Source organism: Shewanella livingstonensis, assembly GCF_003855395.1.
Lineage (GTDB): Bacteria > Pseudomonadota > Gammaproteobacteria > Enterobacterales > Shewanellaceae > Shewanella > Shewanella livingstonensis.
The window spans coordinates 1,262,929-1,287,330 of record NZ_CP034015.1 but is presented as its reverse complement, the minus strand read 5'-3'; the positions used below and the strand labels follow the sequence as shown (position 1 = coordinate 1,287,330).

At 41.0% G+C, this 24,402-nt stretch carries 20 protein-coding genes; 11 read left to right on the top strand and 9 right to left on the bottom strand.

All coding sequences use genetic code 11. From position 1 onward, the window contains the following. Positions 1 to 57: 57 nt before the first annotated feature. Positions 58 to 834: a prolipoprotein diacylglyceryl transferase gene (gene lgt / locus EGC82_RS05590; RefSeq protein ID WP_124729882.1), complete on the bottom strand. Its 777-nt coding sequence runs from the start codon at positions 832 to 834 to the stop codon at positions 58 to 60. Between the two features lie 178 nt (positions 835 to 1,012). On the opposite strand from lgt, the gene EGC82_RS05585 reads away from it, so the two are divergent. Both EGC82_RS05585 and EGC82_RS05580 read left to right on the top strand, forming a co-directional pair. After that, positions 1,013 to 1,858, top strand: a complete 846-nt coding sequence (locus tag EGC82_RS05585) for a pseudouridine synthase family protein (protein ID WP_124729881.1) — start codon at positions 1,013 to 1,015, stop codon at positions 1,856 to 1,858. Positions 1,859 to 1,880: 22 nt separating this feature from the next. Next, positions 1,881 to 2,564 carry a DUF2057 family protein gene (locus EGC82_RS05580; protein ID WP_124729880.1) on the top strand — a complete coding sequence of 228 codons (684 nt, stop codon included), beginning with the start codon at positions 1,881 to 1,883 and terminating at the stop codon, positions 2,562 to 2,564. A gap of 151 nt (positions 2,565 to 2,715) precedes the next feature. Here EGC82_RS05580 and ybaK read toward each other — a convergent pair whose 3' ends face one another. Together ybaK and EGC82_RS05570 are read right to left on the bottom strand one after the other, a co-directional pair. Further along, on the bottom strand, positions 2,716 to 3,189 hold the full coding sequence (gene ybaK / locus EGC82_RS05575; RefSeq protein ID WP_124729879.1) for a Cys-tRNA(Pro) deacylase: 474 nt from the start codon (positions 3,187 to 3,189) through the stop codon (positions 2,716 to 2,718). Between the two features lie 98 nt (positions 3,190 to 3,287). Beyond that, on the bottom strand, positions 3,288 to 4,253 hold the full coding sequence (locus EGC82_RS05570) for a TDT family transporter (protein ID WP_124729878.1): 966 nt from the start codon (positions 4,251 to 4,253) through the stop codon (positions 3,288 to 3,290). Positions 4,254 to 4,427: 174 nt separating this feature from the next. Here EGC82_RS05570 and EGC82_RS05565 point away from each other — a divergent pair, with 174 nt between their 5' ends. Further along, positions 4,428 to 5,330: a LysR substrate-binding domain-containing protein gene (locus tag EGC82_RS05565; RefSeq protein WP_124729877.1), complete on the top strand. Its 903-nt coding sequence runs from the start codon at positions 4,428 to 4,430 to the stop codon at positions 5,328 to 5,330. A 256-nt stretch (positions 5,331 to 5,586) separates the two neighbouring features. After that, positions 5,587 to 6,000, top strand: a complete 414-nt coding sequence (gene rnk / locus EGC82_RS05560; protein ID WP_124729876.1) for a nucleoside diphosphate kinase regulator — start codon at positions 5,587 to 5,589, stop codon at positions 5,998 to 6,000. Between the two features lie 1,224 nt (positions 6,001 to 7,224). On the opposite strand, the gene EGC82_RS05555 is transcribed toward rnk, so the two are convergent. Then, positions 7,225 to 7,863: an NAD(P)-dependent oxidoreductase gene (locus EGC82_RS05555; RefSeq protein ID WP_124729875.1), complete on the bottom strand. Its 639-nt coding sequence runs from the start codon at positions 7,861 to 7,863 to the stop codon at positions 7,225 to 7,227. Positions 7,864 to 8,055: 192 nt separating this feature from the next. Here EGC82_RS05555 and EGC82_RS05550 point away from each other — a divergent pair, with 192 nt between their 5' ends. Genes EGC82_RS05550 through EGC82_RS05535 form a run of 4 tightly spaced genes read left to right on the top strand, consistent with a single transcriptional unit; the run spans position 8,056 to position 12,304 of the window. Next, the gene (locus tag EGC82_RS05550) at positions 8,056 to 9,648 is read left to right on the top strand and encodes a cryptochrome/deoxyribodipyrimidine photo-lyase family protein (RefSeq protein WP_124729874.1); all 1,593 of its coding nucleotides are present in this window, start codon (positions 8,056 to 8,058) and stop codon (positions 9,646 to 9,648) included. Further along, positions 9,638 to 9,778: a DUF2256 domain-containing protein gene (locus tag EGC82_RS05545; protein WP_124729873.1), complete on the top strand. Its 141-nt coding sequence runs from the start codon at positions 9,638 to 9,640 to the stop codon at positions 9,776 to 9,778. The genes EGC82_RS05550 and EGC82_RS05545 overlap by 11 nt, the downstream gene beginning before the upstream one ends. Before the next feature lie 10 nt (positions 9,779 to 9,788). Further along, positions 9,789 to 11,375 (top strand): cryptochrome/photolyase family protein, encoded by a 1,587-nt coding sequence (locus tag EGC82_RS05540; protein WP_124729872.1) that lies wholly within the window; start codon positions 9,789 to 9,791, stop codon positions 11,373 to 11,375. Between the two features lie 29 nt (positions 11,376 to 11,404). Next, positions 11,405 to 12,304, top strand: coding sequence for a LysR family transcriptional regulator (locus EGC82_RS05535; RefSeq protein WP_124729871.1), 900 nt, complete (start codon positions 11,405 to 11,407; stop codon positions 12,302 to 12,304). A 435-nt stretch (positions 12,305 to 12,739) separates the two neighbouring features. Here EGC82_RS05535 and EGC82_RS05525 read toward each other — a convergent pair whose 3' ends face one another. Continuing rightward, positions 12,740 to 13,534 (bottom strand): alpha/beta fold hydrolase, encoded by a 795-nt coding sequence (locus EGC82_RS05525; protein WP_124729870.1) that lies wholly within the window; start codon positions 13,532 to 13,534, stop codon positions 12,740 to 12,742. Positions 13,535 to 13,563: 29 nt separating this feature from the next. Further along, on the bottom strand, positions 13,564 to 14,586 hold the full coding sequence (locus EGC82_RS05520) for a DUF2817 domain-containing protein (RefSeq protein WP_124729869.1): 1,023 nt from the start codon (positions 14,584 to 14,586) through the stop codon (positions 13,564 to 13,566). Positions 14,587 to 14,830: 244 nt separating this feature from the next. Here EGC82_RS05520 and EGC82_RS05515 point away from each other — a divergent pair, with 244 nt between their 5' ends. After that, positions 14,831 to 16,045: a 4Fe-4S binding protein gene (locus tag EGC82_RS05515; RefSeq protein ID WP_124729868.1), complete on the top strand. Its 1,215-nt coding sequence runs from the start codon at positions 14,831 to 14,833 to the stop codon at positions 16,043 to 16,045. 70 nt (positions 16,046 to 16,115) lie between these two features. On the opposite strand, the gene EGC82_RS05510 is transcribed toward EGC82_RS05515, so the two are convergent. From EGC82_RS05510 to EGC82_RS05500, 3 genes are all read right to left on the bottom strand, one after another. Continuing rightward, positions 16,116 to 17,585 carry a carbon starvation CstA family protein gene (locus EGC82_RS05510; protein WP_124729867.1) on the bottom strand — a complete coding sequence of 490 codons (1,470 nt, stop codon included), beginning with the start codon at positions 17,583 to 17,585 and terminating at the stop codon, positions 16,116 to 16,118. Positions 17,586 to 17,815: 230 nt separating this feature from the next. After that, entirely contained in the window at positions 17,816 to 20,401 is a 2,586-nt protein-coding gene (locus tag EGC82_RS05505) for an acylase (RefSeq protein WP_124729866.1), read from the bottom strand. A 558-nt stretch (positions 20,402 to 20,959) separates the two neighbouring features. Beyond that, a complete protein-coding gene (locus tag EGC82_RS05500) occupies positions 20,960 to 21,475 on the bottom strand; it encodes a VF530 family protein (RefSeq protein ID WP_011636249.1) in 516 nt (171 codons plus the stop codon). A gap of 321 nt (positions 21,476 to 21,796) precedes the next feature. On the opposite strand from EGC82_RS05500, the gene EGC82_RS05495 reads away from it, so the two are divergent. Continuing rightward, positions 21,797 to 23,860: a TonB-dependent receptor plug domain-containing protein gene (locus EGC82_RS05495; protein WP_244212543.1), complete on the top strand. Its 2,064-nt coding sequence runs from the start codon at positions 21,797 to 21,799 to the stop codon at positions 23,858 to 23,860. A gap of 8 nt (positions 23,861 to 23,868) precedes the next feature. After that, the gene (locus EGC82_RS05490; protein WP_124729865.1) at positions 23,869 to 24,399 is read left to right on the top strand and encodes a YfiR family protein; all 531 of its coding nucleotides are present in this window, start codon (positions 23,869 to 23,871) and stop codon (positions 24,397 to 24,399) included. Positions 24,400 to 24,402: the final 3 nt, after the last annotated feature.

Sequence of the window (24,402 nt, the reverse complement as noted above, 5' to 3'; positions counted from 1 at the left end):
GGACGTTTTTATTATGCATTCTTTATGTTATCGCCGTGCTTTATAGTATTTAAGCGCCTAACGGGGTTTACGGTAAGCCATAATCAGCAGCACTACACCAGTGAACAAAAACGGTAAGCTTAACCATTGCCCAGCACTGAGCAGCGACTCATGATAGGCGGCTTGACTGACCTTAACACTTTCAATCGCGATACGGGCACTGAACACCGACACTAAAAACACCCCAAAAATTGCGCCGTGTTTTTGCTTCATATTGGTGTATTTATAAATGGCGTATAAGCCAATAAATATCAATAAATAAGCAAACGATTCATATAGCTGCGCGGGGTGGCGCGGTAGCATGTCAATCCGCTTAAAAATAATACCCCAAGGTTGCGTAGTTGGCTCGCCCAAAATTTCCGAGTTAGCAAAGTTAGCCAGACGCACAAAAAAGCCAAATATCGCGGTGGCAATGGCTAAGCGGTCAAGTAAAAATAAAAACGGTAACTTCACTTGTCGTTTGTAATAGTACAAGGCCAATATTGCTCCAAGTCCACCACCATGGCTGGCAAGTCCGCCTTCCCAAATAGCTAAAATTTTCAGCGGATGTGCAAAGTAATAGCTCGGATCATAAAAAATACAATGAACTAAACGAGCACCTACGATAATACCGACTACGCAATAGACTAAAAAGTTATCGAGAGATTCAACATCTAAACCTTCTTTTGCGTACATGCGCTTCATCACTTGAAAGCCAGTCGCAATCGCTAACGCAAATAATGCCCCATACCAATGAACCTTTAACCCCATAAACGAGATCAGTACAGGGTCAAGATCCCAAATGATGTGTTCCAAATTACCTACTCCAATGACTGCTGTGTTTTGTCGCATTATGCTAAAACAACTTTGCCGCAGATGATACCCAGATACGCAGCACAAGAGAAAGTTTCATTAACTAATAAACATACTGCGGCCAAATAAGGTAACATTTACCCTTATTGACCGTGTGCCGAATCACTGTATAGAGTTGAGAATGATTGCTGACAAGACTGAATATCATATTGATATCACTGAGCATGGTACTGATACCATCAATTTACTGGCACAAACCAGCGGTTTAAGTAAACAAGTATTAAAAGATGCTATGCAAAAAGGCGCAATATGGCACAGCCACGGCAAACAAACTAATCGTATTCGACGCGCAAAAAAAGCACTACAACCCGGTGATAAATTACACCTGTATTTCAATCAATATATTTTAGACGAGCAGGTTTCAGCTGCAGAGTTGTTGTTTGATGAAGGTGAATACAGTATTTGGTACAAGCCTTATGGTATGCGCTGCCAGGGTTCAAAGTGGAGCGATCACACCACCATTAATCGCTACGCAGAGCTGCACTTACAACCGCAACGTAATGCATTCATTATTCATCGACTTGATCGCGCTGCAACCGGCTTATTAGTACTTGGCCACAATAAAAAAACGACTGCTGCGCTGGCTAAATTATTCGAGACACGCGCATTAGAAAAATATTATCAAGTGATTGTTGAAGGCAAATTTTCTAGCCAAACCGTTAGTATTGATAACCCTGTCGATAATAAGCCAGCACTGTCGCATGCCACTTTATTGGCATACAATCCCACGCTTAATCAATCAAAGCTACAAGTAAAAATAGACACGGGTCGCAAGCATCAAATTCGTATTCATATGGCCAGTCTTGGACATCCTGTTGTCGGCGACCGTTTACACGGCAATGCAGATGAACATTGCCAAAATCTAGTACTGACCTCCTGTTTTTTTCGCTTTATTTGCCCAATCAGCAATAGCCTAAAAACCTTTGAACTGCCAGATCATTACCGTCCAGCATTCACCACCACTTAATCAATTTATATGGGATCACATTATGCGTAGCATTATCGCGTTTATTTGCCTTAGCGTATTCAGCCAATTAACGTTAGCCGCCAGTTTACAATTGCCCGATAGAACCGAAACGGTATTAGTGAATAATAAAGCCTCACAACAACAATCTAGCGTAGAACTCGACTTAACTGTGCCTAATGCCATACAACAAATAGCCTTTCGTTATCAAGCACGTTACCGCGATAACGGTAGCCAAAACAACTTTGTTTCTGATGTTATAATCTTGCGCTTTACCGCCAGCGCACAAGACTATCAATTAACACTACCGAGCATTAACTCAGCTTCAAGTGCCAAGCAGTTCTCTCTAAAACCAGCCATAAAATTAACGGATGAAAGCGGTAAAGAGATTGCGTTCACCCAAGACAAATTGATCAAGTCAGGCCTACAAATAGGACGGAATTTTGTCCACGAAATCACTCAATATAATAGCTCTGGTGCCATCGCCGCTATCGCACCTAGTACCGCCATTATCAAAAAATCACTCACCACGACATCAAAAGTTGCCACAATAAGCGATAACCATAGCCAAGCGATAAGCTCGAGTGCGGATGTGTTTGAAGTAAAACCTGTAGATATCACTCAAGCGGAAGTAAGCCGAATGCTCGATTATTGGTACCAAAAAGCCAATAACCAAACTCAAGCAGAATTTAAAGCCAAAATAAATTGATAACAATGAATCGTTATCAATAGAATGCTAAGTCTAGATAATGTAAATCTGAATCAGTTGAAACAGGCATGTTTGAAAAAATTGAGATGAGGATATTTGGTAACCGATGACAAGGCTAACGCTGCTATCAGCCTTTTACCACAAATAAGGTTTACCCCTGGGCACAAATATCGGCAAACTTAGCATTGAGTAATTGCTGTAAATCGTTAGGACTTAATGAAATTTCTAAGCCTCTTTTCCCAGCACTAACATAGATACAATTGAACAGCTGCGCCGATGCATCAATTACAGTGACTAATCGCTTTCTTTGCCCCAATGGGCTGACACCACCTAATACATAACCACTTGATCGCTCTACCGCTAATGCTTCTGCCATATGGGCTTTTTTAGCACCAGCAGCTTTGGCAATTAACTTCATACTGAGCATCGACGACACTGGTACAACGCCAACCACCAACGAGTGATTATCTAAACTCACCACTAAGGTTTTAAACACTTGCTCGGCCGGCACTGCCAACTTTTGCGCAGCCTCTAAGCCATAAGACTCGCTATTAGTATCATGTTGATATTCATGCACCTTAAAGTCTATTTTGTGTTTTTTCGCCATATCAATTGCTGGGGTCATGGTGGTTACTCTTTAAATCGCGAATTTGATGACACATTTGATGACCCGTTTCGTCGCTACTGAATGCATTAATATTAGATTTATACGCCCATTAAACATTAAGAAACTAGCGACACTTTGTTCGGTTGGTAAAAGTGCAAATATCGTAGGCAAACATAACTGACAACAACAGTGGCTACTAGCAGTTCAAGCTCAGCTAACGCATTAATTTGTTGTACATATTCGGTAGCTATTCCGACACTTTCCATCCACATAGACATTTTAAATAACGCCGTTGCACCAATCACCATTGGGAAGGTAAATGCAGCATAACCTGGGCTAAAAGGTAAGCGTAACAACTTAAAAAATGACAGGTAAATAATAGAGGTCATTAACACCCCAATACCAAATAGTAGCCCTACAATTACCGGTGATGGTTGCGGAGTAATTGCCAGATAACCTGCCAAAGATAAACTCGCTGGTGCTGCTAAAATAGCTAATGTTGGCTTAGCCGCATCTGGAATTTGTTCTTTAAAAATCAGACGGTAAATCATCATAGGTAACATTATCGCATAACATAACATACCAAAAATAAGCGCTATATGAGCAACCCAAAATAGATGTACATTACCAGAAAAAGACACATCGGCGACCACAATACCAATAGGTGGAACAAACCAACTCGGCACCATGTGAGTTAATGAAAATTGCTTACTGCGATGGTAGATAAACCCAACTAAAAAACTAATGTGCAACAATACCGCAAATAACCATAATAAATCTCCCGCTAACGCAGAAACATAACCCAACGAATTAGACACCACCATTAATGCCATCGCAAATGTCGGAACCACGCTACCTACCACTGGATGTGCGAGATCTTGGCGTAATAGATTTGAGTGTAATAAAAATTTACCACTCAAAATCAGCAACAATACACTGGCAATAGCAGCACTTATCCATTGACCATAATGATGCAAGTTAACCACATATTCCCAACTCCAGCCTAAACTGGCAATACCAAGTGCAAGACCTGCCATCGGTGTTGGTACTGCTATTAGTGTATTTTTTAACGCTCGAATCATTACAACCTCAAACTACCCATCAGAGAATAAGCTTATGCTACACTTGCACTTTGTTTATATATATCCAATTATATGAAACATACGTTCAGAAAAACTAAACACACAATCACTTAAAAGTAAGCACCATTATTTTATTCTTTTTTTACAGCAAACACCTTTACCAAGACAGGCGTTATGAATATCTCACTTAAACAGCTCAATGTTTTTAGCAGCATAACTCAGCATAAAACCCTAACGGCTGCTGCAGAGGCATTATATTTGTCTAAAGCTGCAGTGAGCATGGCACTGGCTGAATTAGAAAGACAACTGGGCCATCCGCTATTTGACCGGGTTAATAACCGCTTAATTCTTAATCAAGAAGGACATAAGCTATTGCCCCTTGCTGACGAGCTGCTTAGTAGAGCAAATAATATCAGTCAATTGTTTGATGCAGACCACGCTTTTACGGGTCAATTGAAAATAGGAGCCAGTGACACCTTAGGTAATCATGTTGTACCTGGGTTATTGAGCCAATTTAGACAGCAACATCAACATTTCTCACAAAGCGTGGTAATTTCTAATTCACGACTTATTTGCCAAAAACTGCTGGATTACGAACTCGACATAGGTTTAATTGAAGGCAAAAGCCATCACCCTGAGCTTATCGCCAGTCAATTTAGTCATGATGAAATGTGTATTATTGCAGCACCTTATTTATCCATAAGTCGGCAAGCACAATGGACGTTTAACGATTTAGAACAAAGTCAGTGGGTATTACGTGAGGCAGGTTCAGGCTCTCGAGAGTTTTTTTTGCGTACTATCGCACCGCAAATAGAATCGTGGCATGAAGTGTTTGAACTTAACACTACTGAGGCATTAATTAACAGTGTTGCCGCTGGACTTGGCTTAGGATGTTTATCTGCTTTGGCGGCACAATATGCGATTAACGATGGCCGCGTGACTCAGCTCAATTCTCCAATTAAGGGCAATCATATTAATATGCAACGACCGTTTTGGTTGGTGGTTCACAAAGATAAATATCACAGCCCGCTGTTGAAAAGCTTTATTGAGTTTTGTCATCAATGGGATAATTCATAAAAAATACCGCAGCCGGCAGTTATAGTAGGTTTATTGATATATTTATGGTTAATCACTTATGCGACATATATGTTTTATCACTATAAATTAATAATTAAATTAATTAAGGTATTTTTAATGTATTAGGGATAGCATCTCAGATCGGACATGAATTTTTATTATAAGTATTTTTACCTCGTTGAACTTTCTTGTTAAGTTAAAGTTTGATCGTAAGGTAGATTTTAAAGCATTAATTACTAGACTGTTTGAGGAAAAAATGAGTAATCGACCTGAAATAACCATTTCGTCACTAGATGCTATAAGGCTCTTTAAGTTAATCGAGTCATTACCGACAAAAAAAATGGTCGGCATCAGTGAACTAGAAGAAGAGCTTGCCCGTGCAAATATAGTTGAACCAACGGAAGTTCCGCCTACTATTGTTACCATGAATTCAACAGTTAAATTTACTGTCGAGTCATCTCGTGATGAGTTTATGATGACTCTTGTCTATCCCAAAGATCTTGATTTAAATGGTGATAAGATCTCTATACTTGCACCTGTTGGCAGTGCATTACTTGGGCTTTCTCAAGGTGATGAAATTGAATGGCCGAAGCCTGGTGGAGGGTTAATAAAAATTAAAATTAAAGAAATCTTCTATCAACCAGAAAGGGCTGGCGAGTACAACCGCTAAGCTCAAAATTATTGATGACACGCTAGATTTACCTAGCAAAGAACCAGAGTCTCCAGCGTAATCATTTAATTTTAATACACTTATAAACCACCCCACTATTAACATGATATATTTTTTATAAAATATATCATGTTATTATTAGACTTTTACTTTCTGATTTAATGCTTCATTGAGCAATGTTTCATCCTGAATATTTTTATCTCAAAGCTGTTTATCAAGAAATATTAACCTTAATGTTGCTAAAAAATCTGTGGATGTAGGGTCGAGGGATTTAGCAGGGTTGCATTAACTGGCATGAGCAATTGTGCATACTTATTATTAAGCCATTTTAATAAATGGCATACTATAACAATGTGACCGTTATTTTATTAAAGCCTAGAGAAAAAACTATGGAGTTATGACTTTTAACATATATAACCGACTAAGGTTACTATTATCTTTTTTTATTTCCATGAATCTGCTTGTAGTTATTATTTAAGCTGCTATATTGACGCAATGAACATATCAATTATTATATTTTACTCCCTTAATTTCTTAGGGAGCTTTGCCCTAAAAATCCCCGCTTAAACGGGCGCCTATTTACGCCCATCTGTTTTACAGATAAAACCCATTACTAACTAAATCATTGAGTTGCTATATTTTTATAGTTTGTTTTAAATGGCGATATTTAAATGGCGAGTTTTAATCATGTAATTTTTAAAAACAGATCTATTAAACAGTTACCTCTAAAATATACTTAAAAATTAATAAATATTATTCCGAGAAGAAATTTAGTCAACATTTAAAAATAAAATCAACTGACATATTAACTGTGGTAGATTATTAAGGAGGGCGATGGATTATTTATTTAAAAAATCTATTTTATTGCATTAAATAAACATTATTAATATTTTATTTATTATTAGGTGATAATATGTCTAAACATGAAATGAAAAAACCATTGTTATCGTTAAAAGAAAAACGTAAATTGAAAAAAGAGTCAAATACAACAGAGATAGTCAAACTTAGAAAGAAAAAAGGTTAAAGCGATTGGGTGCCAACAATTTTGGCACCCTTTTTATTATAGCTATGATTTATATATGATAATAGACAGTGCCAAGTATCCATTTTACCATGATACTTGATTGTTTCATGGTTATCTGGCATGTACGTTTAAACTCAAAATGTTATCAAGAGCATCGTTTTTGACCCTGTATCAGATTATGTAAAACTGCTTAATACAATTTAGTAAGCAACGCTAATACGTTGATTAACATGCTTAGCACTTTCGGCTTCATCAACCATGGCTTTGGCATAATCGACGACTGAAACTCGGCTTTGACCGGCTGCATCAGTAAAAAACTCATCGCCGCCTAAACGGTATTGACCTTCTGAATCACCAGGGAAAATAATCGCTGCAGGGCTTACATAGGTCCAATCGATAGCAGAATCTGTACCACGGAACACGGCTAATGCTTCACCTTGGGCGATGGCTTCGGCTTTATAATCTGCAGGAAACTCTGGTGTTGACACTAACGTCACGCCTGGTGCGACTTCTAAGCTCCCCGCACCGCCAACCCATAATAAACGTGACGTGCCGGTTTTAGGCAGATACTGCAATAACTGCTTGGCAGTTTGCGCTACAATCTCATGGTTTTGTGCGGCGCGGCCACCAATGGCAACGATAACCACATCAATATCTGCAAATGCTGTTGCAACTGTTGGTGCTGACATTTGTGTAATATCAAGCGTACGCACAGACACGTCTTGAGTGACTTTGCTGGCATCACGCACTACGGCAACCACTTCATGTCCTCGGCTTATCGCTTGTTGCATGATAGTACTGCCAATCCAACCGGTTGCGCCTAATACTGCTAGTTTCATTTTTCCGTCTCGCTCTATTAATTAACAATGGAGCCAGTTTATAGATAACAAGATAAGAGATAAATATCGCTTATTGCGCATAATTGTTTCATTTAATGATACTAATAGCCGCACAAAAATAATCCATAAAGCAATCCAATACACCAAAAGTAACGTATCAACTGACTCATCCATTTTGAGACTTTTGGCCCCATGCTCAACAGCAACAAACAAGCGATCAATATTGTCTGGTTTAAACGTGACTTGCGCTTGTCTGATCACCAACCATTAGTCGATGCATTTGATCATCATCTCCCCTGCTTACTGATATATAATTTTGAGCCATTAATGCTTGCAGATTCGCATTATAATGAACGCCATTGGCGCTTTGTGTGGCAGTCATTGCAAGAGATGAATCAACAACTGCTCCGATTTAATGGTCAAGTGTATGTTTTCGCTATGCCGATGTTAACGTTGTTAAATAAGCTCGCCGAACAATTTGAAATTAATACTGTTTTTAGTCATCAAGAGATTGGCTTAAACAATACTTTTAACCGCGACAAAGCGGTGGCGAGTTGGTGTAATCAACAGCATATTACTTGGCAGCAATCACCAACAGGCGCGGTAGTGCGTGGTCGTAAACACCGCAAACAGTGGGATCAACATTGGCAACAAGTGATGAACCAGCCCATCGCAATTCCTAATTGGCAACAGTGTAAACAGCAATGCAAGTTACAATCACTGAGCCATTATCAACAGCCAGTGCTAAGTAAAACGATAATCGAACCCAATGAGCAGTTTCAAGTCGGTGGCCCAAAAGCGGCTAGATCAGTAATAAACAGCTTTTTAAGCCATCGCGGCAAAGATTATCAACGCAGTATTTCTAGCCCCAGCTTAAGCCGTACTCATTGCTCACGCTTATCGCCTTATTTGGCTTGGGGTAACATTAGCCTTAGGCAAGTGTACCAAGCCACATTAACCCGTTATAACGAGGTGCAGGGTGGGAATAGCGATGCCACAAATAACCGAGGCTGGCGTAAACCATTGCTGGCGATGATGTCGCGCTTACACTGGCATTGCCATTTTATGCAAAAATTTGAAAGCCAATGCAGCATGGAATTTACCCCAGTAAATCCTGGGTATTTGCAGTTCCCGTATCGAGATGATGACGATGTCGCGCAAGATATTCAGCGCTGGGCCGAAGGTCAAACGGGCATTCCGATTATTGATGCCTGTATGCGTTGCTTAAAAGAAACCGGCTATATTAACTTTAGAATGCGTGCCATGCTGGTCAGTTTTGTCACCCACCATTTAAACATTAACTGGCAGTTAGCCAGCTTGCCATTAGCTAATTACTTTCTTGATTTTGAGCCGGGGATTCATTACCCACAACTGCAAATGCAAGCGTCAGTCACGGGCATTAATACCATAAGATTATATAATCCGATTAAACAGTCACAAGACCAAGATCCGCGCGGCGATTTTATTCGCCAATGGTGCCCAGAGCTCAGCAACTTACCCAATGAATATATTCATCAGCCTTGGCTGCAACCGCCAATGGAAGCAATTTTTAATGACGTGATTTTAGGCCGTGATTATCCAGAACCTATGATCGATCTAACCCTAGCGTCACAAGCCGCGCGGGATCGTTTATGGTCATACCGTGAACAACCACAAGTTAAGCGACATATCGCGGCAGTATTAGGCCGACACGTTAGTCCTCAACGTAAGCAGGCTAAACCTAAGCCAACTAAAGGCAAACCGTTAGCGCAAAAAACACGAGGAAAAAGTCCTCATGACACATAAAAAAACGCATCTTGAGTATAAAACCTGTCTGGTTTGCCTACGCCCTTTTGCATGGCGTAAAAAATGGGCTAAAGATTGGGAGCATGTTAAGTATTGCTCAGAACGTTGCCGCCGCCACAAAGCTGATTAAAGGGAATAAAATGATAACCGTTTTTAACACTATTTCGGCGTCACTATCGCCACAAACACAAACCTTACGCCTCATTTTGGGCGATCAACTCAATGCCTCGCACAGTTGGTTTAAACAAATCGATCCGACTGTGGTGTATGTGATTGCTGAGCTAAAGCAAGAAACCGGTTACGTTAACCATCATGTACAAAAAGTGTGTGCCTTTTTTGCCGCCATGGCGCAATTTGCTCAAGCTTTAGCGCAATGCGGTCATCAGGTTATGTACCTGACCTTAGATGAAACCCAGCATTATGCCGACCTGCCACAGTTACTTGAATACATTACCAAAGAGCACAAATTAACTCATTTTCAATACCAACAACCTGATGAGTATCGATTATCACAGCAGTTAAGCTCAGTTGTACTGCCTGGTATTGCGATCAACGGCACCGACAGTGAACATTTTTTACTGCCTTTTAGTGATATTCAACGCGAATTCACCCCGAAAAAACACGTTAAAATGGAGTTTTTTTATCGCCGTATGCGTAAACGCTTTAATGTGTTGATGCAAGATGGTGAACCTTTTGGTGGTCAGTGGAATTTTGATCAGCAAAACCGGGCGAGTATAAAAAAGAATGATTTGGCCGATATTCCTTCGCCATTACTGTTTGCCAACGATGTCAGTGATATTTTAGTCCGACTTAAACGGCACAATATCAACACCATTGGCAAAGCAGAAAGCCAATTATTATGGCCAGTTAATCGACTTCAATCCCGTAAGTTACTCGACTATTTTTGCCAGCACTTATTGATCCGTTTTGGCCATTTTCAAGATGCGATGACCGAAAATAGTCGTTCCGATTGGAGCCTATATCATTCAAGGCTATCGTTTGCGCTTAACGCCAAAATTATTTCCCCTAGCGAAGTGATTAATAAAGTCATTGCCCACTGGCAAGCGCATCAAGATGATATTTCTTTGGCACAAGTAGAAGGTTTTGTACGACAAATATTAGGTTGGCGCGAATATGTCCGCGGGATTTATTGGATCAATATGCCCGACTACGCCACTCAAAATGCTTTGCAAGCGCAAAGACCGCTACCAGGGTATTTTTGGACCGCAAACACCAAGATGAGCTGCATGCACCACACCATTAAGCAGTCACTCGACTTTGCCTATGCGCACCATATTCAACGGTTAATGGTTACCGGTTGTTTTAGTTTACTCGCAGGTATCAACCCTGATGAGGTCGACCAATGGTATTTGGGCATTTACATTGATGCCATCGAATGGGTCGAAATGCCCAACACCCGTGGCATGACCCAATTTGCCGACGGCGGTATTGTCGCCACTAAACCTTATGCCGCCAGTGGTAATTATTTAAATAAAATGAGCGACCATTGCAAAAACTGCCATTACAATGTCAAACTCAAAACAGAAGAAAATGCCTGCCCGTTTAACAGCTTATATTGGCATTTTATTCAACGCCATCAAGCGCAATTTGGCCGTAATCCGCGCATGACGATGGTATATAAAAATTGGCAAAAGATGGATACTGGCACTCAACAAGCCATTATCAATAAAGCCGAAGCGCTGTTAGCAAACCTCGACAACTTATAAGCTTACGTAAACCAACCATCAGGAGAGTCATGGACAAGATCTCAGCTATACGCAGTTTTGTAGAAGTAGCCAGTTGTGGCAGTTTTACCCAAGCAGCCGAGCAGCTTGGTTTAAGCCGCCTGCAGGTTTCTAGACACATTAAAGAAGTTGAACAATGGTTAGCATTACGCTTATTACATCGCACGACAAGGCGAGTGAGTTTAACGCTGCAAGGTGAAGAAGCGCTTAACTATTGCCAGCGTATTCTAAGCGAAGTCACCGCGATGGAAAGTCGCGCTAATAGCCATAATAATGAACTGGTTGGCAGTATCCGTATCGCCTCACCTATTGGGCTTGGGCAACACAAACTGTATGACGTAGTTGAGGCTTTTTGCCAGCAACATCCTCAAGTTAATATTCAGCTATTATTGTCTGACAATGTCTCGCAATTGGTTAATGACAGAGTTGATATTGCACTGCGTTATACCCACCAGCCAGATGAAAGTTTAATTGCTAGGCGCTTAATGCATATCGACAGTGTCATTTGCGCATCTCCTGTCTACCTAGCCAAAAATTCAGCTATATTGTCAGCCAGTGACTTATTACAACACAACTGTTTACGCCATTCGAGCCAACCACGTTGGGAGATAATCGATGAGTCACGAACCTGTTTACTTGATGTGACTGGCAATCTACAAGCCAACGATATGGGCGTGTTGATCAATGCGGCGCTGCGCGGTAATGGCGTAGTATGCTTACCGACCGACTTAGCTAACCATTACCTTGAACTCGGAGAGTTAATTGAAGTGCTGCCCAACATCACTGCGCCGGGTAAAACGTTGTGGGCGGTTTATTTGTCGCGTAGCTATCAGCAAACTGTTGTTAGAGCCTTTATCGACTTTACCGCCAATGCTTGGCAGCAAGACATTAAAAAATGGCAAGTAAGCTAGGGCCTGTTGATCTTTCAAGGTTATTTTTGCAGCGAATTGTTGGCCATTTGTACAAGGCAGAGACTTTGAGGTGTAGTTATTCTACATAAAAAGTCGATAACACAGTAAAAATGGCCAACAAACGCTGCCCGAAGGGTTCGGCTAAAAACGTTTTACTCTTTGTTGAATGCATTTTGCTTAGATGACTAGGCATCAATCCATTCGCCTCGATTAAAACGTTTTTAACTCGAACAAAATTCAACCAGCAAAGATCAACAGGCCCTAGAGTGACTGATTGTGTGATTGAATGACTAATCGCTACTAAGTACTTTCTATATAACATTATCTATTTAACATTCTCTATTTAGCGCTCGATTCAGTACTTTCTATTCAAGAAGCAATATTCTATGAGCCCCGATGGAACCGTCCTAATGAATAAGCTCTAGCGAATAAGCCCTAATGAATAAGCTCAAGCAATAGTTGTTGCAATTGTTGCGGTTGATCAAGGCTGACATCGTGGCCACAGTCATCGATTTTGTGTAACTGAGTTTGATAAAATACCGCTAACTGTTCGCTACATTTGGGATGGGCTAACTTATCTTGATTGGCGACAATCACACTAACTGATATGCCATTCAAGACAGGACTATGAAAACGAGCCGAGGCGTACAACTGGCGTAATCCATTGGATAGTGACGTATGGCATTGCAAGCGTAATAAGCTCCAGGCATGAATGACTTCAATACTTTGCCCCAAATGCCTGCTGGTAAAATCTAAAACCGTTGCCTCTAGCCAGTGGCTCTTGTCATTATCAATATTGTTCGACAAGCTGGTGTGTAAAGCTCGAGTCAACACCGCCCCCAATGACCTCATTAACCCCAAGCACTGGAATCGTTTATACCAAGGTGACAAGTTGGCTGCACTGCTGTTAATTAACACCACATGTTGTACTCGCAAGCGACACTGCGCCGCCATCGTTAAGGCCAACATGCCGCCCATAGACAATCCAACCAATACCACCTTAACTTGGCTTGGTAGCATGCCCTGTTTTAGTAATGCATCATCGATTTGTTGCCACACCGCATCACAATAATCTTGCATTTTACCTGGGCTAGGTTGATTGACTAACAGGCCATTACCCGGTAAATCGATGCTAATAACATTCACCGCTTGTTGAGCTAAACGCTGATCAAATCCATACCAATGGCGGCTATCACGCATTAAGCCTCTAAGTAACACTAACGTCGTCATAGCATGACCTCACTTATCCTCACAGAGCCTCATTTAGCTTTTTTAGACCAAAAGCGATTGGCTTGTTGAGTCAATTGTGTCAGCTGTTGAGGTTTTATTTGCTCAATAACTTGCGCATAAGCTGCATCAATCAAAAACTGCATTAGTACCACGTGACGTCGTAAAATACGTTGATGTCGATGAGTTTTTTGCGGATTAAAATAACCAGAAAAGTTAAATAACTGACGTGGATTTTTACGCACCCAAGCCCACGATCCCATTTCTAAGGTTAACGGAATAAACGGTTTTTCGCTGACGTTACTTGCCACTAAGTAATCCCAAATATCGCCATGAGTGCGATAAAAATGGCTTTGTGGTGCCAACCGATAATGGCTGTGATGCGGATAGCCTTTCTCGAACAACTGCATTAACTGGTAAATATAACCTATGCCAGCAAAGGGCTGCCGAGTATGCGCATGGGGGAACCACAGATGATCTCGCAAACCAAAACCAGAATGCGCATCTAACACGATGACACTCGAACTTTCACCTTGTAGTTGTTGGACATACTTGATTAACGCATGGGTTTCTAATTCCATACCATTTTGGCCACGATACCAAGGCAAGCGTGGTGATAATCGTTGCCCTCCCACTAAAAAGGTCACATCCTCGTCAGAATCAATCGGTGCATTGCGCATTAAATCAACGTTATTACTATTGCCACGGCTGCCTCGTAAAAAGCCCGCCGGATTGACTACTGGCACAAAGGCTAAACGCACATATTTGAGTAACTGCTGTAAGTGAGTATCCCAGGGTAGACGATTAAGTAAACTGTCTAAAAACGCCAATACTACTTGTGCTCCGATGCGCTCAACACCGTGTACCCCACCAACAAATAATACCGTAGGGCAAGGCTGTTGCTGTTGACCTAACTCAATAGCAGTAACCGAGAGTTTTTCACCACGGTAGTACAAATCCACCAAAGACTGGTGCCTAAATTGGTGCTGATGTTGGGCAACCAAACGCTTTAAGGTGTCGATCTCGAACGAGTGCTCAAATGAAAACTTAGCCATTAGCCACTTTTTACTGTCACAAAATAGTCTGAATAAGTTAACCAAAAAATAAGACAAGTTAATGACAATAAATTGAAGTCCCCTAAACAACACATTGCTTAACAATGTTTACATAAATTAAACAAATCAATATAGATCATATATTTAGAAATCAATTATCACCTTTGTTGATCCCTCTCACATTAGCCCTTAAGCAGAACTTTTATCATTATTGATAGAAAATAAAACACTACAGGCATCCTCTATGAGTACAATTGAATCAATTACCTTAATGCTAGCCTTAGTATATAGCACCAGCTTACTGTATTGGGGTGGCAAAAAATGGGGCGCATTGGTCAGCGGGGCATTATTGCTCGGCGCAACTCTTGCTAGCTTTTTCTGGCCGCTTTTACTCATATTGTTGGGCGCGGTATTAGTCGTCACCGCATTAGGACAATATCAACCTGCGTTTGCCAATGCAGAAGGCAGACCCAATGCAATACGTGAGATTTGCCAACATTTTTTTGCATTGTCGATGTTATTGGTCGGAGTGCAATATGCCATTAATGCAGGATTATTGTATGCCGGAGAAACACCTTGGTTAATGAGACCAGATGTAGGTGATGCATTTTTACCCATTGCCGGCGGCATTGAACTTAAAGCCATTTTAACATTAGGCCTATGGGATCAAAATCATCCTGCTGCTGTGGTGATGTTGTGCGTAGTATTGCTCACTGGCGTTGTATGTAAGCGCGCTTTTTGTGGTTGGGCTTGCCCGCTAGGACTGGCGGGTGAATACTTATACAGACTAAGAAAACGTATTATTCACGCTGAGTTATTACCGCCGGCGTGGATAGACTGGCCACTGAGAATGGTTAAATATTTACTATTAGCAGCACTGCTTTATTTGGTTATTTCTATGCCATCAGCAAGTATTCCACATTACTTAGAAGGTAATTATCACAAAGTAGCAGACTTAAAAATGGCCGTGTTTTTTATGATGCCATCCGTGGTTGCTCTCATTGGTTTTAGCATTATCTTTGCCTTAGCGGCATGGCGTCGCCAAGGTTTTTGCCGCTATATTTGCCCTTATGGCGCGTTGTTGGGCATTGTCAGTTTTTTAAGCCCGTTTAAAATCCGCCGTGATACTCAGCATTGTTTAATTGAAACTAAAGGCATGAGTTGCGATAAATGTACTCGCGCTTGTCCTGCCAATATATCGGTGCATACTCAAAAAAATATCCATTCAGATGAATGCCAAGCTTGTATGCGTTGTGTGTCTGCTTGTCCTAAAAAAGAGGCTCTACAATTTAGCACTCGCAATGGTATTCAATTATCCGCCAGAGGATTACTGATTGTGTTACTGACTATCATGTTTATGTTACCGCTATTTGCTTACGTAGGCGGTTACTGGCACAGCCAAACGCCGGATAGTATTAAAATAGAGTTGATACAAAAGCTTGATCGTATCGGTCATTAGTCTACTTTTAAAATGACCAACAAAAAGGGCTGCACATGCAGCCCTTGGTATTAATTAACCCTGTAACAAATTATAAAGCAGATTTCACTTTACGTTTATTGTGGGCAATAATCAGTGCGATAAGAGATATCACACCAACCACTATACCCGCAGGTTGACTGAGTTCTTGTGGTAAACCTAAACCAATACCGGCGGTTAAAATATACGATATGGTTACACAGGTACCGATAATCGCTGGAATGCTGACAATCCAATGGAAGGCACCGCGATCAAACAAATACTTAGTCGCTAACCACAATACGCTGGTAGATAACAACATATTAGAGAATGCGAAATAACGCCAAATTAACGTAAAGTCAATTTTGGTCATAAAATATGCAATGATAAGTACAGGTACTGCAACCAATAGACGGTTAGTCATACTTTGAGGGATTTTAAACGCATCGATAATGGTTAAACGTAGCGATCTAAATGCAGTATCGCCTGAGGTAATAGGGAACACAGCAACAGCTATAACCGCCATAATACCACCAGCAACGCCTAAGTAAGTAGTTGCGACCTGATTAACCACCATACCTGGCCCACCTTGAGCAAGGATCTCCTTAAGCTCAATATAACCACCAGGGAATGCCGCAATACCAGCGGTTGCCCATACACATGCCACAATACCTTCAGCAACCATTGCACCGTAATACACAGGTCGGACATACTTTTCGTTGGTTAAACAACGCGCCATAATGGGTGCTTGAGTAGAATGGAAACCACTAATGGCACCACAAGTAATGGTAACGAATAATAATGGCCATACCGGTAAACCGTCTGGGTTAGGCTCTAATAAATCGTTGTTGTAGTGGCTGTGATCAAAATAAGCAAAGATATCGCCAAATTCTGGTAATTGTGGTGCATTGATTAATAACGCCACCGCAATCGATGTGGTCATCACAATCATGAGTGCGCCAAAAAATGGATAAAGCTTAGTTATAATCTTGTCTATCGGCAGTAATGTTGCGAAGAAGTAGTAAGCTAAAATAATTAATACCCAGAAGGTATTATTAGCAAAAATGGTGTCTTTAAAATAATCTAAGTTACTTAATAGACCTGCTGGACTCATGATAAATACCACGCCAACAAAGAACAGTAGCATAGCGGTAAAAATCAACATGGCCGCTTTAAAATACACATTGAAATAATGACCGGCGATTTCAGGTAAGCTTTTACCGTCTTCTTTGATACTCATTACCCCAGAAAAGTAATCGTGTACGGCACCACCGAGTACATTACCAATAACAATCCAAACTAGTGCGATAGGGCCATAAAGCGCGCCCAAGATAGGCCCGAATATCGGTCCGACACCTGCAATATTAAGAAATTGAATTAAGAACGCTTTCGCGGGATGAACGGGGACATAGTCAACGCCATCATTAAAACGTGTTTGTGGGGTTATAGCGGTAGGATCAATACCTGCTTGTCGCTCAACAAACGGGCTATAAAACTTGTATGCGAGCAGCAACACGGCAATACAAATAACAAAAATCAACATGGTTTTATCATCCCATTAATTATAAGAATATATTTAATGGTGAGTTTGTTTCAGTTACAAGTATAGGTCAAGCAACTCAACCTTATACCAAAGTAGGGGTTGATAATCTTAAACCCTTACAAAACCTAGCCATTTTGATAGTTTTTATTGATTTTAATCACAGACTTAGTTAGACATCATACTAAAACCAACCTGCTATTAACAGGTTGGTTATTTTGGTCTGACCACTACTAATTTCGTTGGAAGGTCAGCTCTGTGGTCGATTCAAGCGATGCTTGGATCTCTGTCTCAGTAAATAGCAATGGACGTAACTGCTTTGACGAGGAATACAATTCACTTTGATCGGAAAAGCTCGGACTTAGCACATTGCTAGATTCCGAATAAGTCAAAATACCTTTTGCCTTAGGGCCTTCATCGGTAAAACTCACGGTCATCATCCAACTTGAACCATAGCGAACTTGGTAACCTTCAGCCGTTAGTCCTGATGCTGTAGCATTACCAGAAACAACATCCATAATAGGGCTATATTTATGCTGAGGAATTAAGCTGTCATCGCCCGATAAACTGGTCGAGAATACGTTGAAGCCGCCTTCCGCATTATGACTGCCTGGCCAAGGTAACTTAACCCCAGATGCAGTACCATCAGGAAGTGACTTTTCAACAAATTGCACATCCCCTAACGCAACATCAACCGCAAAGCCTGCCGCTTCAAGATTCAAAGCTGCATGAGCTAAAGCCGTTAACGCACTGCCATCGGTATTCAGTTTACTGGGCGTGGTTGCTGCACTCATATAATCAAAAGATTCTGTTAACATGGTGTTTTGATTGAACTGATGGGCAAATTCTCGAAGTAACGCCCCGCCTTTGCTGTCATTATCTTGCTTGCCGTTCCACGCCTTTAGCGCGGCACATGATGCCGAGACATCTTTAGACAATGTAGCACTCACCATAACCGGTGTAGAGCCTTGTTGCTCACACTGGCTAATTAAGTCTGGTAACACTAATTCAGCAAGATAAGCCCGATTGGATAATAAAGCCGCCTCTAGTTCCTCAATATTAAATTTACCGTCATCACCCGCGGCATCTTCCATTAAGGTTAAGCCCATACGAGTACGTAATGATAATTGGCCTCGTTCTGGACCGTATAAAGGAGAGTAGTTTTCGAGCGGTGCCGCTAAGTTAGTCGACCAAAAGGAATTATTTGAGTTTTGCACAAAGTCTGTACGTTCAAGCTTAGGTGCACGTTTATATGGCATGGGTGAATCATAACTAAATACCGAGGTATTACCGGGTAAAATAGTAAACCCTGCTTGGACTCTCGCGGCTTGTATCGCTGGAGTCGTCTTAATAATATCGACCACTAAGTCTGAAAAACCAGGAACCGTTGAGTCGTCAATATAAAACGCATTGCCTTCTTTGTCGGCATACAAGGTGTTATTAAAAATCACTCCATCATAATTTTTAAACGCCTGCTGAAACTCATCAAGATTACTGGCGCGGTTCATGGCTAACCAATGATCAAGCGGATCTTTATTGGCCATGTTGGCATCTTGAATAAAGAAAGCCTGGCCATCATCCCATCCAAATGGCGCTAATGTTGGCGGCGCTTCAACCATCGGACCTTTGGCTGTGGTGTAAATATCTTTTTCTGCCACTAACATGCCTGCAGGGCCTGCATTAACTAACACCGATACCGTTTCTTTGGTGATCGGCATAGCTGAGCCATCGAACATATACTGCAACCTGTCACCAGCAACTAGCTCAAGATTATACATTACAAAATGTTCGGCAGTAGAAAAGGTATGGGTCCATGCGAGATCTTTGTTAAAGCCAATATTGACGAGACCAGGCATGCCCACTAATGACCCGCCCATTACATCCATGTGCCCTGGTATAGTCAAATGCGACTGCCAAAAACGTAAATTACCGGTATGCGGAAAGTGTGGATTACCTAACACCATGCCTTTACCATTTTCGGTTTTATCCTTTCCTAAACCCCAACCATTAGAGCCCAAATTTCGCGGATTAGTTTCCGGTGTGCTAATGGTTGCAGACCTTGCGATTAATTTGTTGTTCATATCCTGCACAAACGCCATTTGCGCAGTGGACGGGGCTGGTCCAACAATACGCGGTAAATACTCTTGAGCATCGCCTGGGTTGGCGTAAAAAATTAAATCTAAAAAGTTTGCCGCTCCAGGTAATAACGCGATGGAAAATAGATAGCTTGCAACATCGACACCGCTAATAGGTTTAACCCAGGGTTGACCAGCACAGAATGGTTCGCCGGTTTGGGTGCCGGCTTCAACATCGGCAAGATATTGATTATAACCCGCACTAAAACCTTCCATTAATGCACGCGAATTATAACTAAACTGTGGGTATTGGTTTTCTGCAAGCTGCCTGATTTTCAATGCTTTGTAGGCAAAATCAGAAATTAAGTTACCATTATCTTCACTGGTTGGAAGTCCGGTTGTAAAGTCAATCGATGCATGGGGGCCAAAGTACATCGACCGTTCAGAATTGGCTTTAATAAAGCCATCGGCTATTACACATAAATTATCTTGTGCTTGGGCATAACCATTACCGAAACCAAGACTCTCTAAATTGTCGGCAGTAATGTGTGGTACACCATATTGAGTTCGGCGAATTTGAACTTTTAAGCTGCCATTAGGCGCAAAAGCTTGTAAAGGAGGAGTAACGACTTCGGGTTCAGGATCTGGTGGAGGGGTTTTGCCGTATTGAGTGTCATCACCGCAACCCACTATCGCAACGCTAGAAGCCATGCCGATAGCGAGTAGAATTTTATTCAGTTTCATTATTATTATCCTTGTTGTATCCCAATGCTATTCTGCAAAATGGATGAGGCTCTTAATCCTTTATGCCTCAATTTAAGCTCACAGCACCGCCAAAGTAATCCCAGTCACCTTGAAACGAATGTGCTGTTGTTAAATACAACAAAGACATGCACTGCTATTTAAGCAATCATTCTCTCGTGTGTCCACATCTTGATAGAAATAGCCAAAATGTGCTTAACAAAAACAATTAACTTTATTCAGCTAACCTCAGTCCTGGATAATAAACGATTATAAAATAGCGACGTCTTTGGCTATTTGCGTTGCATTGACCTGAATTAAACAAGTTATTTATGCGTAAATACGCCTTGTTAGCAGAACAAATGGCAAGTTTGATATTGATGAGCAACTGCGAGTGTCGCTTAGCTGCTAGGGCGGACTGCGTCCTGCGTGTATCGCTTCGCTGCTAAGATTGTATAGCATCTAAGCTTTTCGCCTGTATAGCATCTAGCAGCGTAGCGTCCTAGCATCTAGGTTTTTCCCTTTTATAGCGCCGACGTTGACATGAGATCAGTCTAGTGGTTATTTATTCCACGGGTTATTTGGATCAAATGTCGGCTGCGGCTTATTTTGATTACTACGTTGTGTCGCTGCATCGCTGTCATTTGAACGACTCGATGAGGAATATGAAGGTGATGACGAAGAAGCATATGAACGACTTTGATTATGTTTCATTTGTTCATAATCAGCCGTTGCTTTGGCTTTCATTTCGGCAACTAACTCAACCGTTAAAGGCTGCGGCTTACGCGGTAAAATACCGTCAGCAAAACCACGCTCACGAGGTTTTAATTCAAATTGTGCTGAGTTACCTTTTGGCATACGCTTGAAACGGTATAAATAAAAGTTTTCAACACGCTCTCTCGCCCATTCCGTCTTTTTTAGGAACTTAACACAAGCGTCCATATTAGGGTTAGTATTGAAGCACTCTAAACGCAAGGCTGCGTAGAGAATTTTCCAATCATAAAATGCCACTAACTCAGATATCATCGTTTCTGATTTTAAACCGTGAAGTGGATTATTTTGCTGCAGTTCTACCATACTATCTCATGACCTCAAAAGCTGTCTCTATAATAGGTATAGTTTACCGTTAAAATGCGCCATCGTCTTTATGCATCTTGCAGACTCTTTGATGCTGTTCCAAATAACGCTAATTATTTTGATCGTGGCGCTTAATAATCGATTTTTAACCCATAACTGACACTACTCACAACTATAAATCCTAAAATAACAACTTACTCGTTAACAGCAAGTAAATTAATCCGTATATTGAAACTGATACGCTGACATTTAGTTAACAGCATGTGTTAAAATAGTCACTATAATAGATCATAATTATCAACGATTTTCGAGGACTTTAGCTTGACGTTATCACAAAAATGTTTGCTATTATTTATTTTGATTTCGCCTTGGGTTGCAGCCGAAGAGTCTCTTGGTGATCTTGATTTAGATTTAGATTCACTTATGGCAATGGATGTTCAAGTAACTTCAGCGATGAAGAGAACCCAGTCTGCCTTTGAAACAGCCTCGTCTATCTATGTACTAACAAAAGAACAAATAACCCGTTCTGGTGCAACATCTGTTCCTGAAGCTCTAAAAATGGTCCCCGGATTAGCAGTAAGACAACTCGACAATAATCAATGGGCGATTTCATCTCGAGGAGTGGCATCGAGATTTTCAGCCAAACTATTGGTGATGATAGACGGCCAAAGTTTATATACTCCTAAGTTTGCTGCTGTGTATTGGGAAACCCTTAACGTACCGTTATACGATATTGAGCGCATTGAAATTATCCGCGGTCAAGGCGGCTTACTGTGGGGCAGCAATGCCAATAATGGCGTCATTAATATCATTACTAAAAACAGTATTGATACCCGAGGCCTATATGCCGATGTCAGCAGTGGTAGCCAGCTTAATATAGATACCAACCTTCGTTATGGTGGCGATATCGGCAATAACGGTAGTTTCAGGGTATATGGCCATGTTAAAGATGGCCAAAAGTCGAGTAAAGGCATTGAGATGGAACCCGCTGATTTTTCGGAACAGCAATCTGCAGGAACTCGGTTTGACTTTACCCCAAATGATCAATGGTCAGGCTTAATTCAGGGCGATATTACGCAGTCTACATTAGGCCAAAATTATCGCGGTGTCGTTGATGATAGTAATCGTAATATATCATTTACCGACAGTTTAGATCGTACCGATTCACGTATTATGGCTAGGCTAGACAATCGTATCTCACCTTCTGCAAACCAAATGCTGCAAACATCTTGGTTAAAGCAAAGTGGTAGCCAAACTTATTTACAAGAAGACTTTCAATCATTTGATATCGATTATCAAATGAACTTTTTATACCAAGACTTGCAATTCGATTGGGGGCTAAACTACCGTTACAATTCTATTTCTTTTGCAGACAGTACCTTTGTGCAAAGCGATGGAGGCTTTGAAAGCCTACATCAATATGGTGGATTAGCGCAGGCTCAATATAAGATTGTTGCGGACAAATTAGACTTAATTGTGGGTGTCAAAGTTGATCATAACGATTTGACTGGTTGGGAAAACCAACCACTAGCAAGGCTGGTATGGAAACCACTAAATAATCAAGTCTTGTGGGCCTCTGTATCAAAAAGTGTTCGGGTTCCCTCTTTACTTGAATTTAACGACAACTTTCTTATCGATGGACAAAGAGTCGAAGAAGTATCGCCTATCACCACCGGAATACCCGAGATTGATCGTTATTATATCCGCACTTACCTCAATGGTAATGACAGCGTAAAGTCAGAAAAATCTGTATCTTATGAAATGGGCTATCGTTTATCTGATACCACATGGGCACTTGACCTATCGGTTTATCATACTGATACCGATGATGTAGCCGTGATCCAGGTTAACCCTAATATCGAGCAATTTTTACCTATCTTCGCGATGTTACAAGCCGGCCAAATTGATTCCGCAATACAAGCACTAACAACCACATCAATTAACTTTGACTTAGTCTCTAATGCCGAACTGACCACTGAAGGTGCCGATATTGTTTTATCATGGCAACCATTAGACAGTTTTAATGCAGAATTAGGTTATAGCTATAACACCTTTGATTACGACTTAGAGGACAACACCTTCCCTGCTATAGGTTTTGACTCAACCAGTCGTCAAATCTTTGCCAAAGCAGATATTCATTTTTTTGAGCAACATAATATTTTTGCGGCACTCAGAGTTGAAAATAGCAATGCTTACCAAACGGACAGTTATACTGCGCTCGATCTAACCTGGAATTGGGCTTTTCAGCCTAATTGGACTGCTGCCATTATGGGGAAAAACCTTTTTGCGGGCTCACATATTGAATATGGCAATCATGGTGAAACGTATACTCGCTCAAATTACATCGATGAGAGTGTTACTTTTAAAATTACCGCGAAGTTCTAATTAATTTGATGTTAATCATTAAACAAGTGCTATTGGGATCACTATTCACGCTTTTGCTTATCATGAGCCAGAGCGCAATTGCCATTGAAAAAGAATATGCGCTTAAAGCAGGCTTTTTATTTAACTTTTCCCGTTACGGCGAATGGCAAAACCTGCCCGATAATGCCACCTCATTTACACTGTGTAGCCCAGATGCCAGTTTTATTAATGTATCGCGCTCAGTGCTCAGCGGTAGAAAAGTGAATAACTTACCAATAAAAAATGTCGAAATAGCTGTCACAACAACAGACCTAGCGCAATGCAATATTCTGTTTATAACCGCAGACACTGTTGAGCCTTGGCTGGAATTTAATCGCCCTCTTTTACCCAATGTCATGGTTGTTGGAGAAACAGACCACTTTATTGAGCAAGGCGGACACATTCGTTTCTTTTTATCTGGTGGCAAGGTTCGCTTTGAAGTCTCACCCGACCAATTGAAATTATCAGGTATCACAATGAGCTCAAAAGTATTACGCCTAGGCCGAGTGGTAAATAACTAAGAC